The 18019-nt window shown below is 64.2% G+C and carries 15 protein-coding genes; 8 read left to right on the top strand and 7 right to left on the bottom strand.

Annotated elements, in window-relative coordinates:
• Positions 1-65: 65 nt before the first annotated feature.
• Positions 66-284, bottom strand: coding sequence for a 4-oxalocrotonate tautomerase family protein (locus B0E46_RS12255; RefSeq protein ID WP_077440814.1), 219 nt, complete (start codon positions 282-284; stop codon positions 66-68).
• Positions 285-515: 231 nt separating this feature from the next.
• Between B0E46_RS12255 and B0E46_RS12250 the strand changes: the two genes are divergently transcribed.
• From B0E46_RS12250 to glnA, 3 genes are all read left to right on the top strand, one after another.
• Positions 516-1049 (top strand): OsmC family protein, encoded by a 534-nt coding sequence (locus tag B0E46_RS12250; RefSeq protein ID WP_077556081.1) that lies wholly within the window; start codon positions 516-518, stop codon positions 1047-1049.
• On the top strand, positions 1049-2038 hold the full coding sequence (locus B0E46_RS12245) for an AraC family transcriptional regulator (RefSeq protein WP_077556080.1): 990 nt from the start codon (positions 1049-1051) through the stop codon (positions 2036-2038). The genes B0E46_RS12250 and B0E46_RS12245 overlap by 1 nt, the downstream gene beginning before the upstream one ends.
• Before the next feature lie 422 nt (positions 2039-2460).
• A complete protein-coding gene (gene glnA / locus B0E46_RS12240; RefSeq protein WP_077556079.1) occupies positions 2461-3870 on the top strand; it encodes a type I glutamate--ammonia ligase in 1410 nt (469 codons plus the stop codon).
• Between the two features lie 93 nt (positions 3871-3963).
• Here the strand turns inward: glnA and B0E46_RS12235 are convergent, their stop codons facing one another.
• Positions 3964-4404 (bottom strand): hypothetical protein, encoded by a 441-nt coding sequence (locus B0E46_RS12235; protein ID WP_077556078.1) that lies wholly within the window; start codon positions 4402-4404, stop codon positions 3964-3966.
• Positions 4405-4925: 521 nt separating this feature from the next.
• On the opposite strand from B0E46_RS12235, the gene B0E46_RS12230 reads away from it, so the two are divergent.
• On the top strand, positions 4926-5930 hold the full coding sequence (locus B0E46_RS12230; protein ID WP_077556077.1) for an ATP-binding protein: 1005 nt from the start codon (positions 4926-4928) through the stop codon (positions 5928-5930).
• A 46-nt stretch (positions 5931-5976) separates the two neighbouring features.
• A complete protein-coding gene (gene ntrC / locus B0E46_RS12225; RefSeq protein WP_077556076.1) occupies positions 5977-7392 on the top strand; it encodes a nitrogen regulation protein NR(I) in 1416 nt (471 codons plus the stop codon).
• A 217-nt stretch (positions 7393-7609) separates the two neighbouring features.
• Here the strand turns inward: ntrC and B0E46_RS12220 are convergent, their stop codons facing one another.
• A complete protein-coding gene (locus B0E46_RS12220; RefSeq protein WP_077556075.1) occupies positions 7610-11482 on the bottom strand; it encodes a glycosyl transferase family 36 in 3873 nt (1290 codons plus the stop codon).
• 204 nt (positions 11483-11686) lie between these two features.
• Between B0E46_RS12220 and B0E46_RS12215 the strand changes: the two genes are divergently transcribed.
• The 3 genes from B0E46_RS12215 (at position 11687) to gnd (ending at position 15532) form a co-directional block, all read left to right on the top strand.
• A complete protein-coding gene (locus B0E46_RS12215) occupies positions 11687-13006 on the top strand; it encodes a glucoamylase family protein (protein WP_077556074.1) in 1320 nt (439 codons plus the stop codon).
• Positions 13006-14526 carry a mercuric reductase gene (locus tag B0E46_RS12210; protein ID WP_077556073.1) on the top strand — a complete coding sequence of 507 codons (1521 nt, stop codon included), beginning with the start codon at positions 13006-13008 and terminating at the stop codon, positions 14524-14526. The genes B0E46_RS12215 and B0E46_RS12210 overlap by 1 nt, the downstream gene beginning before the upstream one ends.
• Positions 14527-14626: 100 nt before the next feature.
• Positions 14627-15532: a phosphogluconate dehydrogenase (NAD(+)-dependent, decarboxylating) gene (gnd, locus tag B0E46_RS12205; RefSeq protein WP_077556072.1), complete on the top strand. Its 906-nt coding sequence runs from the start codon at positions 14627-14629 to the stop codon at positions 15530-15532.
• 166 nt (positions 15533-15698) lie between these two features.
• On the opposite strand, the gene B0E46_RS17385 is transcribed toward gnd, so the two are convergent.
• The 4 genes from B0E46_RS17385 to B0E46_RS17750 form a co-directional block, all read right to left on the bottom strand.
• Positions 15699-16121: a hypothetical protein gene (locus B0E46_RS17385; RefSeq protein ID WP_139350527.1), complete on the bottom strand. Its 423-nt coding sequence runs from the start codon at positions 16119-16121 to the stop codon at positions 15699-15701.
• A gap of 546 nt (positions 16122-16667) precedes the next feature.
• Entirely contained in the window at positions 16668-17042 is a 375-nt protein-coding gene (locus B0E46_RS17380; RefSeq protein ID WP_139350526.1) for a hypothetical protein, read from the bottom strand.
• 156 nt (positions 17043-17198) lie between these two features.
• Positions 17199-17588: a YfbM family protein gene (locus B0E46_RS12195; protein ID WP_168171199.1), complete on the bottom strand. Its 390-nt coding sequence runs from the start codon at positions 17586-17588 to the stop codon at positions 17199-17201.
• Complete coding sequence (locus B0E46_RS17750; protein WP_168171198.1) at positions 17581-17886, bottom strand: hypothetical protein; 306 nt, start codon at positions 17884-17886, stop codon at positions 17581-17583. Before B0E46_RS17750 ends, B0E46_RS12195 begins: the two co-directional genes overlap by 8 nt.
• Positions 17887-18019: the final 133 nt, after the last annotated feature.

Below are 18019 nucleotides of genomic sequence, written 5' to 3'. Positions count from 1 at the left end.
CCCGACGCCTGGAATCGGACGCTGAAGCTTGTCGGGAAGGGCGCGACAGCCCGCTCGACAACCTGTCAGTGACCTGCCGCAAGGGCCTTCACATCGCTCGTGCTCAGCGGGTTGCCGGCAATGCCCCAATCGCCGCTCTTCACCTCTTCGATCACCACCCATGTCACCGGGCGCATATTCTCGCCTTCGATCGTGACCATCGTTTCGGTGAGCTTGCGAATCATGTCCTGTTTTTGCGTCGGCGTGAAAACGCCCTCGATCAGTTTCACGTTCAGGAATGGCATGATCGTTCTCCCGTTTCGGTAGTTGGACTTGAGTGATGCTGCGAATGCGGGCAGCGCAGTCGTGAGTCCCCGCGAACTTAGCTTGAGGCTGCAGCCGACTCGCTGTCCTGCCCCTGCGTCGCCGTGACTTGGCCGATCGTCCGGAGCAAGGGCAGCACCCGCGCGAACCTCTTGGCGGTGCCTTGCAAGGCGCCCACAATCAAGCAGCATGAGGTAGCCGTGGAGGTCGCCATGACCATGCAAGACATCGCAAGCGCCTTGCAGCGCGCCAAAGCCGTTTTCCATCGCCGCCCCGAGGCCGGCCTTCACGATGACGCGCCTGCTACGGCGTGTTGGCAAGGGGGCACGCGCATCGTGTCGAGTCATGCCAACGGCATCCGCATGGTGACGGACATGCCGGGCGAGCTGGGCGGCAGCGGCGATCAGGTGACACCGGGTTGGTTGTTTCGCGCCGGACTCGCATCGTGTCTCACGACCTGCATTGCGATGGCCGCCGCCGAGGAAGCTATCGAACTGACCATGCTTGAGGTGATCGCGACCAGTCGCTCGGATGCACGCGGTCTCCTGGGCATGGCGGACGCAGACGGCGAACCCGTATTCGCCGGGCCGTGCGACGTGCAATTGCACGTACGCATCGGCGCGCATGGTGTTGCACCGGAGCGGCTGCGAATGCTGGTGAAAAACAGCCAGTCCTGTTCACCGGTTCCCAGTGCGGTGCGCAGCGCAACGCCGGTGGCATTGCACATCGATATCGATGCCGTCTGATGGACGCGCTATCGGAAATTCTCCGTGTGGTGCGTCTTGTCGGCGCCATCTTCATCCAGGCCAGGTTCACGGCACCCTGGAGCTACCAATCGCCATGCGCGGATTCCTTGGCGCCGTTGCTCGAACCCGGCGCCGAGCGGGTAGTGATCTTTCACCTGATCACCGAGGGCGAATGTTTCGTCGAGTTGGCCGACCAGCCGCCGACGCGCCTGATCGCTGGTGATGTCGTGCTCTTTCCTCGCGGTAATGAGCATCGGATGAACTCGCAGCCCGGGCTTGCGCCGGCGGCCAGTGGGCGGCTGGATGCGGTGTTGTCGCGTCGACCGCGGCAACTGGCTTACGGTGGTGGCGGCCCGACCACGCGCATCGTTTGTGGTTACCTCGCATGCGATGCGCGCCTCGCGCGCATGTTGCTGGCGGGCATGCCTTCATTGGTGAAGGTCAATGTGCGTGGATCGAATGCAGGTACGTGGCTGGAAGCTTCCGTGCGCTACGCGCTGGCTGAGGCGCGTTCGCCCCGTCCCGGCGGCGCCGGTGTATTGGCCAAACTGGCGGAAGTCTTGGTCATCGAGGTGTTGCGCTTGTACGTGAACGAGCAGCGCGACGGTCGCGCCGGCTGGCTTGCCGGGCTGGGTGATCCGATTGTCGGGCCCGCGTTGAACGCCATGCACGCGGGCCCCGCGCAAGCATGGACGCTCGAAACGTTGGCGAATGCGATCGGCACGTCGAGGTCGGTACTCGCCGAACGCTTCCATCGCCTGGTGGGCAGTTCACCCATGCAGTACCTCACGCAATGGCGGATGATGCTCGCGGCCAATCTCTTGTGTCGAAGCAACGCACCGCTGGCGCGCATTGCCGAAGACGTGGGCTATCAGACTGACACCGCATTCAGTCGCGCCTTTCGTCGCGAGTTCGGCGCGCCGCCCGCCGCGTGGCGGCGCCATCAATGGACCCACACTCACGTCCAACACTCGAATAGCGTGAGTTAGACGCTCCGCTTGAAATCCGGGAAGTTGCTGCGGGCGAGGCGTGTGCTGGCGGATGAGCCGCTGGATGATCGGAGCGTTGATTTTGTCGCCGGCGTCAGGCGTGCCAGTCGGCGCGACGATGCACTTGAGGCTGACACCCTGCGCACACCAAATGTTTGCAGATACCCCCAGCAGCAAAGGATGTGCAACAGGTACAAACTATCTATGCTGCGGTGTCTACCGGTGCCGCGGAACGGGAGCACGATCAGCCTGACGAAATGCGCCATAATGGTGCAAAATCTATCATCACTCCGTATCGTGATGGTGCTACCACAAGCGTTCGCCGTACCCGTTTTCTGCGCCAGTGCCTGTGCCACAACGATTTCACGTCATGGCACGCGGCTTGCTCTAAAGCGATATCCCATTCCCTCCGAGGCTCCGCCATGTCTGCTCAAAAAGTGCTCGATCTGATCGTGGAACACGAGGTCGAATTCGTCGACTTCCGCTTCGCCGACATGCTCGGTGTGCATCACCACGTTTCCTTCCCGGCCCATGCGATCGACGAGTCGACGTTCGAGGACGGCAAGATGTTCGACGGTTCGTCGATCACCGGCTGGAAGGGCATCAACGAGTCGGACATGATCCTGCTGCCGGATCCGGACACCGCTCATCTCGATCCGTTCAGCTCGCACGTACAGCTGATCCTGCATTGCGACGTGCTGGAGCCGAGCACCATGCAGGCCTATGGCCGTGACCCGCGCTCGATCGCCAAGCGCGGCGAGGCGTACCTGAAGGCCACCGGCATCGCCGACACCGCGTTCTTTGGTCCGGAGCCCGAGTTCTTCATCTTCGACTCGGTGCGCTGGCAGAACGACCCGGGCCGCGTGTTCTACGAGATCGGTTCCGAGGAAGCGGCGTGGTCGTCGCGCTACAAGTACGAAGGCAACAACTCCGGCCACCGCCCGGGTGTGAAGGGCGGCTACTTCCCGGTCAGCCCGGTCGACTCGCTGGGCGACCTGCGTGCCGACATGTGCAAGGTGCTGGAGTCGCTCGGCCAGAAGGTCGAAGTGCATCACCACGAAGTGGCGAACGCGGGCCAGTGCGAGATCGGCGTGAAGTTCAACACGCTGGTGAAGAAGGCCGATGAACTGCTGACGATGAAGTACGTCATCAAGAACGTCGCGCACCAGAACGGCAAGACCGTCACCTTCATGCCCAAGCCGCTGGTCGGCGACAACGGCAGCGGCATGCACGTGCACCAGTCGCTGGCCAAGAACGGCGAGAACCTGTTCGCCGGCGATCTGTACGGCGGCCTGAGCCAGACCGCGCTGTGGTACATCGGCGGCATCTTCAAGCACGCCCGCGCGATCAACGCGTTCGCCAACTCCACCACCAACAGCTACAAGCGCCTGGTGCCGGGTTTCGAGGCGCCGGTGATGCTGGCCTATTCCGCGCGCAACCGCTCGGCGAGCTGCCGCATCCCGTACGTGGCCAGCCCGAAGGGCCGCCGCATCGAGGTGCGCTTCCCCGACCCGATGAACTCCGGCTACCTGGTGTTCACCGCGCTGATGATGGCCGGCCTCGACGGCATCATCAACAAGATCGACCCGGGCGCACCGGCCGACAAGGACTTGTACGACCTGCCGCCGGAAGAAGAGAAGAACATCCCGCAGGTCTGCTCCAGCCTCGACGCCGCGCTGGAAGCGCTGGACAAGGACCGCGACTTCCTCAAGGCCGGCGGCGTGTTCACCGACGACTTCATCGATGCCTATATCGAAGTGAAGATGAAGGAAGTCACCAAGTACCGCGCCAGCACGCATCCGCTGGAATTCCAGATGTACTACTCGCTCTGAGTCTCCAGGCTTACCGCCTTTCCAGGTAAGCCACAACCCGCTGCAAGCCTTCGACTTCAAGGCCTGCAGCGGGTTTTTTGTGTTTGAGGGTTGTCAGCGCGGGAGCGCGGTGCCGACTCTCATGTGGGTGTGGAAGACAGGCAAGCCACCCGTTGCGGCGGCGATGTGCGCGATGCGGGTTCCGGCATCGGCCTCTGGATTATGGTGTGCGCTGGACGCGCCTGTGCGGTTGCCGCTTTGAAGCGCCCGGCCAGGGTTTCCCCGGTTATGTTCGTGCTCCATGCAAATCGATACGAGCAGGGCGAGGGTCAACGCCGTGAATCCGGCCTCCAAGGCACGGGCCAGCCAGCGCCAGTGATTTCCAGGGGCGAGCAGCCAGCGTTCCAGTGCATCCAGCCAGAGGCTGATGATGCGCCCGCGGGGACGGGGACTTCGGACCGTCCGCCTGGGTGGTGGCGTGACCATCGCTTGTGAGGAAAACGCGATCCCCATCACCGGCAGCAACTGCCGCACCCGCCTCACGATCCGACGCATTCACAACCCCCTGGCATGTAAAAACGGTGCAAGCTGGATAGACGAAAGGGCGCGAACTCCCGGAATAGCCATCGCTGATTTGCCCCCCGGCAAACCAACGATCTCTTGAAACTCAACCCGTTCGTGGTTCCGAATAAGGCGGATCAGACACGCCAGCGCTTGAGTTCGACGCGTGAACATCGCAGACAATTGCGGCGGTCGGGCTCGGGCCTGATCCAGCGATGCCCGACAACGCGGCAGACCAGCCGCATCAGCCTGTAAAGGTGACTCATGAGTTTTCCCCTGTTTACGGGCAAGCGGCGCGACGAGTGCATCCGATCTGGATCAGCGCAATCCGTGGCCACTGCGTCACGCAAGTTATTGCGTTTCGTGAAATGTACCGCACTTTCTTGCACGATGGCGAGCCATTCACCGACTAGACGCAACGCGAAATTCTGTGGTTGGCCACCGACAGAAGTTGTCTGCAAACTTTGTTGTCCTGTCCGATTGCACCATTTCGAGTCATTGCCCATTATGGTGCAATGAACGAGGCGGGCTGGCGGGTGTGGGCGGAGCAGATGGCGACCGGGCTGGCCTGGGTCGATGCCGGGTTGCGTCTGCTGTGGATCAATCCGGCGCTGGCCGAGTGGCTGGAGCTGGGGCCGCGCAGTGCGGTCGGGCAGCCGCTGGGCCTGTGGCTGGATGAAGAGGCCTTGGCACAAGCCTCGCGTGTGCTGGCCGAGCAGCGGCCGCTGCAATGCCGTGGCATGTCGCTGGTGGCGGCCAGTGGCCGCGAGACCCTCGCGGACATCGCGCTGCAGCCGTTCGATGATGGCCTGTTGCTGGAGGTGCATGCGCTGGTCGCGCCGCCGTCGAACGGTTCGCCGCTGTCGGCGACCTTGCGCGGCTTTGCGCACGAGGTGAAGAACCCGCTGGCCGGCCTGCGCGGCGCGGCGCAGCTGCTGCAGCGGCGGGTCGGCAGCGAGGATCTGCAGGCGCTGGCCGGGTTGATCATCGATGAGGCGGACCGTCTCGGCACGCTGGCCAACCGCCTGCTGCATCACGACGGCGCGGCGCAGCTTGGTCCGGTGAACATCCATCAGTTGCTGGAACGGCTTGCCGATCTGTTGCAGGCCGAGCCGGTGCCGCCGCAACTGCGCCACGACTACGATCCCAGTGTGCCGGACCTGCACGGCGATGCGGGCCGGTTGCAGCAGGTGCTGCTCAACCTCGCACGCAACGCCCTCGAGGCGGGCGCACACACGCTCACCCTGCGCACGCGCGTCGAGCATGGCTTGCGCGTGGGCGAGCGGATGCTGCGCATGGCCTTGCGCGTGGATGTGATCGACGACGGCCCCGGCGTGCCCATCCAGCTGCGCGACACGCTGTTCCAGCCGCTGGTATCCGGCCGCGCGGATGGCACCGGCCTGGGGCTGGCGTTGTCGCGCGAGATCGCGCACGAGCATGGCGGCGAGCTGCGTTGCACGAGCCGGCCGGGTGAGACGGTGTTCTCGCTGTATCTGCCGTTGGAGAGAGTGCATGACTGATCGAGCCAAATCGCCCGCGGCAAGAGCGCACCCAGGACGCGAACAGATGCGCGGGGAACCCGGTCGCGCACAGGATGCGCTATTGCAGGAAATCTGGATCGTCGACGACGATCGCGGCGTCCGCTTCGTGTTGGCCGAGGCATTGCGCGATGCCGACCTGGCGGTGCGCGAGTTCGGCGAGGTGGCCAGCGTGCGTGCGGCCTTGCGGGAAGCGCGACCGGCCCTGCTGCTGACCGATGTGCGCATGCCGGGCGAGGACGGCCTGAGCCTGCTGACCGATTTGCAGGCGCAGGGCATTGGACCGGTGATCGTGATGAGCGCGTACACCGACGTCGCCACCACCGCCGCGGCGTATCGTGCCGGCGCCGTCGATTACCTGGCCAAGCCGTTCGATCTCGACCAGGCGGTCGCGGTGGTGCAGCGCGCACTGGCGAGCGTGGCGGCACCCGCGATGGCCGTCGGCGAGGTCATCGCGCCCAACCATGCGCTGCTGGGCGAGAGTGCGCCGATGCGCGAGGTATTCCGCCTGATCGGCCGCGTGGCGGCGAGTGATCTGAACGTGCTGATCACCGGCGAAACCGGCACCGGCAAGGAACTGGTGGCGCGTGCGTTGCACGAGGAAAGCGCGCGGCGCGGCAAGCCGTTCGTCGCGTTGAACACCGCGGCGATTCCGTCCGAATTGCTGGAGAGCGAACTGTTCGGCCACGAGGCCGGTGCATTCACCGGCGCCACGCGCCGCCACGCCGGCCGTTTCGAGCAGGCCGAAGGCGGCACGTTGTTCCTCGACGAGATCGGCGACATGCCGCTGGCGCTGCAGACCCGACTGCTGCGCGTGCTCGCCGGCGGCGAGTTCTATCGGGTCGGCGGTCGCGAACTGATCCGCGGCAACGTGCGCATCGTCGCCGCCACCCACCAGGATCTGGCTACGCGGGTTAGCGCCGGCCAGTTCCGCGCCGACCTGATGCACCGGCTCGACGTGGTGCGCATCGAGCTGCCGCCGCTGCGCACGCGGCGCAGCGACATTCCGCTGCTGGCGCAGCACTTCCTAGCCGCCTCGGCGCAGGAACTGAAGCTGCCGCCGAAACGCTTCTCGCGCGCGGCACTGAAGCAGATCGCGCAGCGCGACTACCCCGGCAACGTGCGCGAGCTGGAAAACCTGTGCCGGCGCCTGGCGGTGATCGCGCCGGGCGCGGAGATTCTTCCTGCCGATCTCGGCGGCGCCATCGCTGGCGCTGGGGGTAGCGGTGAGTGGACGGATGCGTTGCGCGAGTGGGCTGTCGATGCCTTGGCCAGGGGCGATGCGGATATCCATGCCCGCGCCCGCGAAGCACTCGACCAGACCTTGCTGCAGGCGGCGTTGCTGGCCAATGAAGGGCATCGCCAGAACGCCGCGCACGCGCTTGGCGTGGGGCGCAACACGCTTACCCGCAAACTGGGTGCGTCGCGCACGCGGCGCCGCTAGCTTCGCCCGCTCTCCCGGCCGGAGAGGGGTTGGGGTGAGGGATGGGTGCTCGCGGCGATCCAACATGTGCCGTCATTCCGGCGAAGGCCACAATCCAACGCCTGACAAAGGGACTGCATGACCGGCTTCGCTGTTGTGAAGCACCCTCCGGCTTTCGCCGGAATGACGAAGATCGAAATAGCCGCCAACCACCGAACCACCCTGTAGCCGATAATCGCTAACCAAGCACGACGCGTAGCTGGTGCGTCTGCCCATCATCAGCCAGCGTCACCGCATCACCGGCAACCAGCGTTTGACCGTCCAGTTCAACGTTCGCCACACCGCGACAAACCTGGCCCGGATTCTCCACGCTGATCTCGTAGCGGCTCACGTGCCGCTTGCCGCGATGTTGATAGCTGAGCCGGAAACCCGGCCATTCTCGTGGAATGCACGGGTCGACGCGAAGCTTGTCGCCCTGCAGATGGAAGCCAAGCACCGCCTCCAGGCCGCCGCGATACAGCCACGCGGCGGAGCCGGTGTACCAGGTCCAGCCGCCGCGGCCGGTCAGCGCGCCCACCGAATAGACATCGGCGCAGGCGACATAGGGTTCCACCTTGTAGCGCGCCACCGCTTCGGCGCTGTCGCTGTGCCGGATCGGATTGAGCAGGTCGAACAGGCCGCCGGCGCGATCGCCGTCACCGAGCTTCGCCCATGCGAAGATCGACCAGGTCGCGCCGTGCGTGTACTGACCACCGTTCTCGCGCACGCCGGGCGGATAGCCCTTGATGTAACCGGGGTTCTCCTGGCTGCGGTCGAACGGCGGGGTGAACAGGCGCGCGATCCGGTGCTCGCGATCGACCAGCAGCTGGTCGACCGAGGCCATCGCCTGCGCCGCATGGGCATGATCGCTCGCGCCGGCCATCACGCTCCACGACTGCGCGATGGTGTCGATCCGGCATTCGTCGCTGCCGTGCGAGCCGAGCGGTGCGCCGTCGTCGTAATAGCCACGCCTGTACCACTGGCCATCCCAGGCATGTTCCAGCGCCGGGCGCAGATCGTCGGCGTAATCCAGCCAGCGCGCGGCGCGTTCGTTCTCGCCGCGTTGCGTGGCGCAGGGCGCGAACGCCGCGATCGTGCTCAACAGAAACCAGCCGAGCCAGCTGCTTTCGCCGCGGCCCTTTTCGCCGACCGCGTTCATGCCGTCGTTCCAGTCACCGGTGCCGATCAACGGCAGGCCATGCGCGCCGCGGGTGAGGCTGGAGTCGATCGCACGCGCACAGTGTTCGTAGATCGAGACTTGCTGATCCGATGCCGCGGGCTGGAAGAATGCGTCGGTCGCGCCTGCAGGAATCGCCTGGCCGGTGAGGAACGGCAGCACCTCGTCCAGTACGGCGCTGTCGCCGCTCGTGCTGACGTAATGCATGGCGACATAGGGCAGCCAGATGCGGTCGTCGCTGATTTTCGTGCGGATGCCCTGGCCGCCCGGCGGCAGCCACCAGTGCTGCACGTCGCCCTCGGCAAACTGGCGGCCGGCGGCGCGCAGCAGATGTTCGCGCGCCAGGTCGGGGCGACCGACGCACAACGCCATCACGTCCTGCAGCTGATCGCGGAAACCGTACGCCCCGCTGGCCTGGTAGTACGCCGTGCGCGCCCACAATCGACAACCGAGCACCTGGTACAGCAGCCAGTCGTTGAGCAGGATATCCAGCGCCCGATCCGGCGTGCGCACCTGCACCGTGTCGAGCAGGCCGTTCCATTGCGTGGCGACATCGGCGAGCACGCCGTCGATATCGGCCGCGCGGTATTTCGCGATCAGGGCCTGCGCATCGGCTTCGCAAGCCGCATCGCCGAGCATGAAGACAAGCTCGATTTCTGTGTCCGGCGGCAGCTCGATCCGCGTCTGCAGCGCGCCGCACGGATCCAGCCCGGCGCCGAGCCGGCCGGACAGCGGCCGGTCGTCGCGCAGCACGGCGGGCCGCGCGATCGTGCCGAGCGGATCGAGGAATTCGCGGCGATCGCCGCTCATCGAATGCTGCTGACCGGCCATGTCGATGAACGCCACGCGGTCACCGAAGTCGGGCCGCCATGGATTGCGCGCAAACAGCGCGCCGGTGGGCTCGTCGCGCGAGGTGATCACGTAGGGTGCCGGCGTGGTGCCATTCGCGCCCAGTGCCCACTCGACATAGCCGGTGACCGACAGTCGGCGCGCCCGTCCCGAGCGATTGCACAGGCGCAGTCGCGACAGCTTCAGCGAATCGTTCACCGGCACGCACTGGGTCAGCTCCAGCTCGATGCCGTGCGCGTCGTGGTTGAAGCGGCTCCAGCCCTTGCCATGGGTGCTCGTGTACTTCGCCCCGTCCACGCGGATCGGCAGCGCAGTGGCGCTCCACAGCACGCCGGTGTCCTCGTCGCGCAGGTACAGCACCTCGTGCGGACTGTCGCTGACCGGATCGTTCGGCCACGGCGTCAGCGGATTCTGCTGGCTGTTCAGTGACCACGCATAACCGCCGCCTTCGGCCGAGACCAGGAAGCCGAACGCGGGGTTGGCGATCACATTCACCCACGGCGCCGGTGTGGGCTGCACGTCGCCGAGATCGATGCGGTAGCTGCGTCCGTTGTCGCAGAAGCCGCCATGGCCGTTCGCGAATTCCGATGTGTCGGCAACCGTTGTCATCGCTGCCGCCGGGGTGCTCGCGCGGATGACCGCCCGCACGGTGGTCGCCGGGGTGGCTGCGACGGCGGCGGGCGTGGGCGGCGCGTCGTCGAGCACCACGCGCGCCACGGTCAGCAGGCCGTTGCGCAGGTCGTCGCCGATCGCGTTGTCGCGCAACGCAAACAATTCGGCCTTGGGCAGTTGATCGCCGGCTTTCAACAATGCCTGCTGCGTGCTCGCCAGCGACGCGATCACGCTGTGCAGGGCATCGCCATCGGCATCGGCGGCGGTGTTCAGCAGCACCACGTCGACCGCCAGTCGCTGGCTGCGCCAATAGTTCTGCGCCAGCAACAGCTCCTGCACGTGTGGCAACGCGTCCGAGTGACCCAGCCGCAGCAGCACGATCGGGCGATCGCCGGAAATGCCGGCGGCCCACAGCGTGGGCGGGCCACCGCGCCCGCGCATCAGGTCGTCCGGTGTCGCACGCTGGCTCGGGTCGCTGCTCAATACGGCGTTCATCCACGGCGCAAAGCGTGCCGTCCGGGCGGCATCGATGCCGAGTCGCTGTTGTTCGGCTTCGGCGTGGTTTGCCGCATCGGCGAACAACAGCTCGGCGGCATTCGCGTTGCCCATTAGCGCGACGAGTGCCAAAGCACCCTCGCGCGAGTCGGCCAGCTGCGTCCACAGCAGCAGGCTCACACTGGCATGGGGAGCGAGGGTGACGCGTCGACGCAGGCTGAAGACCGGATCGAGCACGCAGCCCGTGCTGTTGGACAGCACGGCGCCAGGCTGCATCGCCTGCGCCTGGCGCAACGTGCGGCCGCGACCGAGAAAACGCGCACGGTCGGTTTCGTATTCGGGCGTTGCACCGGCCGCTTGTCCGGCCACCTGCAGTGCATGTGCCGCCCACACTTCAGCCTCGCTGCTGGCACGCCGGCGCCGGGTGGCCAGCAAGACGCCATGCGCAGCATCCCATTCGGTCTGCACGAACATCTTGGAGAACGCCGGGTGCGCATTGTCGGCGCCGACCGGGCCCAGCACCAGCTCGGCATACGAGGTGATCGATAACGTGCGCGTACGGTCGCCGTGATTGCTCAAGGTGAGGCGCCGCAGCTCGATGTCGGCATCACACGCTACCGCCACGTCCAGCGTGCTGTGCAGGCTGTGGTGGCGCCGACTGAAGGTGGCGCGACCGGCGCCGAACACCACCGCGTCATCCGGCATGCGCAGGCCCAGCGGCTGCTGGCTGGCCGACCACGCCGCGCCGCTGACCTCGTCGCGCAACAGCAGGTAGCTGCCCCAGGGGTCGCGGGTGGGATCCTCGCGCCAGCGCGTCACCGCCAGATCATGCCACTGGCTGTAGCCGGAGCCGCTGCTGCTCAGCATCACGCTGTAGCGGCCGTTTGACAAAAGGCCATGCTGGCGTGGATTGATGGTGCGCGAAGAGGGGGATGGCATGGATCGTCCTGAGCGGTATGCGGCGGAAGCGCAGCTTGCGCCAGCGTCGGCATCCGTGGCGTCAAGACGGCGGCGTCGACCTTTGCTTCACCTTGCCGCGGGGTAGGATGGCGCAATGAATGACCGAAGCGAGCGGTGCGCCGCCAGCGCACCCGGGTTGATGCACAAGGCGCAACACCCGCTCGACCCGACGAGGGGTCCCCGATGAGCCCGCTCTCCGCTGTCACGGACGATGCCCTGCTCGACCGGCTGCAGTGCGCCGCCTTCGGTTACTTCGTGCAGAACATGAATCCGCGCAACGGCCTGGTCGCCGATACCTCGCACGACAATTCGCCGGTGAGCATCGCGGTGGTCGGCTTTGCGCTGTCGTCCTGGCCGGTGGCGGTGGAGCGCGGCTGGCTGGAACGTGCCGAGGCCGTCCGGCGCAGTCTTGCGGCGCTGCGCTTCTTCCGCGACAGCGACCAGAGCGGCAGCCCCACGGCGACCGGCTTCAAGGGCTTCTACTACCACTTCCTCGACATCCACACCGGTGTGCGCGTGTGGCAGTCGGAGTTGTCGATGATCGACACCGCGCTGCTGATCGCCGGCGTGCTCACGGCCAGCCTGTATTTCACCGCCGACACGCCCGATGAAGCCGAGCTGCGCGAGCTGGCCGACTTCCTCTATCGGCGCATCGACTGGCGGTGGGCGCAGGGCGACGGCGGCACCATCAAGCAAGGCTGGAAACCCGAAAGCGGCTTCCTGCATTACGGCTGGGAAGGCTACAGCGAGGCGATCGTGCTCTACGTGCTGGCCTTGGGCTCGCCGACCCACCCGATCACGGGCGATTGCTATACCGCGTGGACGGCCACCTACCAGTGGGAAAACCTGTACGACCACGATTACCTCTACGCCGGTCCGCTGTTCGTCCATCAGTTCTCGCATGCATGGATCGACCTGCGCGGCATCCGCGACAGCTTCATGCGCGAGAAGGGCTTCGATTATTTCGAGAACAGCCGCAGCGCCGTTGCCATCCAGCGCAGGTATACGCAGCTCAATCCGCATGAATTCGCGGGCTACGACGAAAACGGCTGGGGGCTTTCCGCCGGCGACGGTCCCAACGACGAGCAACCTGGCGTGTTCAACGAGGAACGGCGCCTGTTCGGCTACGCGGCACGCGGCGTGCCCTACGGCCCCGACGACGGCACGCTTTCGCCCCCGGCCGTGCTGGCCTCGCTGCCCTTCGCGCCGGAGTCGGTGCTTGAAGCGATGCGCAACCTGCTGATGCGCTATCCGCAGATCCTGACCGACGACCGGCTGTGCAGCGGCTTCAATCCCAGCGTGGGTGCCAGCGACGGACAGCCGTGGGTGTCGGCAGGCCATTACGGGCTTGACCAGGGCGTCGTGTTGATGATGATCGAGAACCACCGCAGCGGCTTCATCTGGCAACTGACGCGCGGTTGCCGCTACCTCAGCGACGGCCTGCAGCGCGCCGGATTCGAGGGTGGCTGGTTGCGCCAAGGCCATGCGGAAGGAACGCGCTGATGCCGCCGTTCGATGCCACCGTCACCACGCCGCAGGATGCCTGCGAAAACAAGCGGCTCGCCGACGTGCATCCGCAGGCGTGGGTCAATCCGGAGCCGGTGGATCGCTACGCGCTGATCATCGTCGGCGCCGGATCCGCCGGCATCGCCGCCGCGGAACTGGCCATCGCGATGGGCGTCAAGGTGGCGATGGTCGAGCGCCACCTGATCGGCGGCACCTGCCTCAACACCGGTTGCGTGCCTTCCAAGGCGCTGATCCGTACCGCGCGGCTGTATGCCGAGATGCGCGATGCGGCCCGCTATGGCGCGAAGGTTCCGGACAATATTGAAGTCGACTTCGCGGCGGTGATGGCGCGCGTGCGGCGCATCCGCAGCCACCTCAGCGGTCGTTCCTCGGTACGCCGGCTGGCGGCGCTCGGCGTCGACATGTTCTTCGGCAATGTGCGCTTTGCCGGGCCCGACACGCTGATGGTGAACGAGCAGAAGCTGCGCTTCGCCAAGGCGATGATCGCCACCGGCACGCGCCCGCACGTACCGAGCATCCCGGGGTTGCGCGAAGCCGGTTTCCTGACCAATGCCAACGTCTTCAACCTGACCGAACTGCCGCCGCGCCTGCTGGTGATCGGCGGCGGCCCGGTCGGCTGCGAGCTGGCCCAGGCGTTTCGGCATCTCGGTGCGAACGTCACCATCGTGCAGGACAAGCCGCTGTTCCTCGAGCGGGAGGAACGCGACGCCGCGCAGATTCTTTCCGATGCGTTCGCGCGCGACGGCCTCGAGGTGCGGCTGAATACGCAGGTCACTGGCGTGCGAATGGAGAACGGCCACAAGCTGGTCGATCTGATCAGCGCCGATTACCGCAGCACCATCGAGGTCGACGCGATCCTCACCGGGGTCGGCCGTGTGCCGAACGTGCAGGGGCTGGATCTGGAAACGGCGGGCGTCGACTACGATGCCGCCGCCGGCATAGCAATCGATGATTTCCTGTGCACCAGCAACTCGCGCATCTATGCCGCCGGCGATGTCTGCCTGCAAGAGCAGTACACCGACACCGCGGCCGCCTCGGCGCGCATCGTGGTGCACAACGCCTTGATGCGCGGTCGCAAGCGCCTCAGCAAGCTGGTCATCCCGTGGTGTACCTATACCGACCCGGAAATCTCGCATGTCGGCATGTACGTGCGCGAGGCCAACCGGCAAGGCATCCCGGTCAAGACCTTTACCGTGCCGATGCACCAGATCGACCGCGCGGTGACCGACAGCGAAGAGATCGGCTTCGTGAAAATCCATATCCGCGACGGCACCGACACCATCCTCGGCGCCACCATCGTGGCCCGCCATGCCGGCGAGATGATCAACGAGATCACCCTGGCCATGGTCGCCGGCATCGGCCTGCGCACGCTGGCGCAAGTCATCCACGCCTACCCAACCCAGGCCGAGGCGATCCGCGAGGCCGCCAAGGCCTATATGCGCACCCGCGTCACCCAGCGGCTGCGCGCAAGGTTGCAGCGCTGGCTGGCAGGCTGATCGTCAAGCACATGCAGGCTGTTGCGCTCACGCCGATTTATCGCGGCCTGCGTAAGATGGACAACTTGTCATCTCGTCACCCCCAACCTAAGGACACGTTATGGAACTTGGCATGATCGGTCTCGGCAAGATGGGCGCCAACATGGCGGAACGTCTGCTGCAAGGTGGCCACAAGGTCACCGGCTTCGACCCGAGCGCAGATGCGCGCAAGGCGCTGGAAGCACAGGGCGGAGCGTCGGCCGACTCGCTGCAGGCGCTGGTCAAGACGCTGCCCGCGCCGCGCGTGCTATGGCTGATGGTGCCGTCCGGCAAGATCACCGACGACACCGTCGACGCGCTGTTGTCCGCGCTCGCGCCGGGCGACACCGTGATCGACGGCGGCAACTCCAACTACAAGGACACGCTGCGTCGTGCCAAGACATATGCCGACAAGAAACTCAACTACGTCGATTGCGGCACCAGCGGCGGCGTGTGGGGCCTGAAGGAGGGTTACAGCATGATGATCGGCGGCGACGAGCAGGCCGTCGAGGCGCTGCGGCCGATCTTCGAAACGCTGGCGCCCGGCAAGGACCAGGGCTGGGGCCGCGTCGGTCCGGTCGGTTCCGGCCACTACACCAAGATGGTCCACAACGGCATCGAGTACGGCATGATGCAGGCCTACGCCGAGGGCTTCTCGATCCTCAAGCACAAGGAGGACTTCGGCCTCGACCTGCACCAGGTCGGCGAGATCTGGCGCTACGGCAGCGTGGTGCGCTCCTGGCTGCTCGACCTGACCACCGATGCGCTGGGCAAGAACCCGAACATGGACGGCATCGCGCCCTACGTGGTCGACTCCGGCGAAGGCCGCTGGACCGTCGACGCCGCGCTCGAACTCAACGTGTCCGCCCCGGTGATCACCTTGTCGCTGATGGAACGCTTCCGCTCGCGCGACAACGATTCGTTCGCCGACAAGCTGCTGGCCTCGATGCGCAACGAATTTGGCGGCCATGCGATCAAGAAAGAGTAGGGCAGCACGGTGTTCTGGCTTTGCAGAAGTGATTTCCGAAAGCCCCGAAAACACGCCGAACCGTCATTCCGGCGAAGGCCGGAGGAATCGCACGCGCCATGTGCGCCTTACGCTGGAATTGAGCGGTGGCGAAGCCGTGCGCCTTGAACGAGATGTTAGGCAAACTTTAGAAGCCAAGTTCATGCCCGGTCCATTTCTGTGTGACATCAGAAACTCCAGCGCCACGCCCTACCGCTGTAACTGTCACAGAAAAGCACGACGCGCTATCCGCGTCGGCCGGAATCAAGATCCCTATGACATTGTTCCATCGCCGCAAGTCAACTGCTGCAGCGCCCAGTCTTGGTGTTGCTTCGAAATCATTTAGGGTGGGCATTTCGTAACCCATACGGATGTTATATAGCTCCGGAATGTTCGCAAGCTGCGATATCCGACTGCACGCTACCGTTATGGTCAATTTATCGATCTGCCCTAGTCGCCCGACATCGCGGTTTGGAAACTTTATGAAGCGAACTTCCGCCTGTGCGGCAGATGCAGAGGTGGAAATGATAAAGGTCGCAAGCAACGCTACTTTTTGGAAGAGTGTTTTCATGATGCCTGACGCTGGAGTTAAGCGGCGGCGAAGCCGTCCGCCTTGAACGAATGGTTAGGTGCTAATCCGTGATCTTCGGAATCGAGCCTATCGGACCGTGGAAGAGGCGCTTCCATGGATAAGCGGAGCGATCGAGGATTGTCAGGACGCAGTTAGAGTCCTGCCCGTCCGGGAGCGTTAGAAAGATAAGTTCCTCATTGACTGAGCCAAAAGGTGACGTCCGAGGACTGAGCTGCGCCTTGAAAGGATGATCTCCAGAGCAATAGAGACCGACCACATAGTCGCCGACGAGCTGGTGGAAGCGAGCTGGAGACGATCTAGGAATGTGGATGATTTGATCTGAGCCAAGCACCTCTCGCTCCACTGCGACTGGCGAGCCTTCAACTATCTGCGGGGCGGGCGGTGGGATGAAGCGCTCGGCAGCTGAGGCTGTGCTGGCAACCAGCAAGAATGCGGTGAACATATATCGGATCAATGTGATCTCTCCATTAACGCCTAACGCTAGAGTTAAGCGGCGGCGTAGCCCCGTCCGCCTTGAACGAATAGTTAGACGCCACGACCATCGTGCCAACGCCGAGCGTCGATGAAGAATTGTTGTTTGGATGCCGTGTCTGGAAAAGCCCGAGAAGGAATGATGAGACCATTGCCATTAGTGCCAACAATGACAACAGCATCCTGCGCTTCTTGGACCGTTGCAACTTCAGCCCACGACCGGGCCCCTGATTTTTTACCGATGCGGGTAGACCAACCCGATGGGCCAACAGAGAGGACGCGCTCCTCATTTTTGAATAGGACTTGCGTGCGTAAAGCCAAACCAACGACGACTAGGGGCAGAACAACGGCGAAGGACGTTCCGAATTGACGAAAGCTGAAAGGCGCAGCAGAGATACTCAGGGCGATCATAGTTACGAAGGCAGCCATTAGGCATTGCTGCCACCAATACTTGGTTCTCCAAGAGCGCCAGTACCAGCGCCAAATCTCGGCGCGTGTGGATCGGTAGTGAAGCGTATATTCCATAGTGTCTAACGCTGGAGTTAAGCGGCACCGGAGGCGTCCGCCTTGAACGAATGGTTAGGGCTACGTAATGGCAATAACCACAAGTTGCCCTTTCTCGGCTGCGCGTCGATAGAACGTAACAAGAGGCTTGTAATAGTTGAGTAAGAACACAAGGGCTTCAGGACCCTCTCTGTTCCAAATGATAGTTGGATAGATCTCGGCCTTTGTCATCGCATCCGGGCTGTATCGGACGGAGAGGTTCTCAGGCGTAATCTTGGCGAGCGCTTCCGCGATTGCTTTTACCTGAGCTACTGACAACACACGAGCTGGCCCGTAACCCATGTCTTCACCAAATTCCCGACCGCCGAGAATGGCCTGCCCCGCTGGGCCCTTAACTTCCCAAGCCGTGCCAGTAAGTAAGAAATGGATGCCATGCCAAGCCTTGTCCAAGGAGATCGTTTGCTTAGCCATGCGCAGCTGGTGCGGCAAGAAGCCAAACGAGAGAACCCACCAAAAGCATTGGTGGCGCGAGTAATGCCCCGATTGCATAACCGCGAGCGATGCCTGTGACGGAGCTCCAGTTGCGATATTGGTCGATACGCAGCATGACATACGAACTCATGATGGGGATGAAGGTAGCGATACGCAGGTAGTTGGGTAAGTCGTTGAAACGTTGAAGCGACCAATAGGCAAGTGCACCACCCACGACAAAAAGCGCAACGCCGCTGCGGAAAACGATGTCTCTGGTTCGTTGGCTTATGGAGATCATTGATGGCTAACGCTGGAGTTAAGCGGCGGCGTAGCCGTCCGCCTTGAACGAGTAGTTAGACGATACTTTGCGCGGAGGCACGGCGCGCAGCTCTTGCAACAATTGAACAACAATCTTTGAAGCTTTGTCCGGG

Origin of the sequence: Rhodanobacter sp. B04 (assembly GCF_002001125.1) — a bacterium.
Taxonomy (GTDB): Bacteria; Pseudomonadota; Gammaproteobacteria; order Xanthomonadales; family Rhodanobacteraceae; genus Rhodanobacter.
The sequence above is the reverse complement of the archived record's forward strand: the minus strand, read 5'-3'. Positions and strand labels throughout refer to the sequence as shown.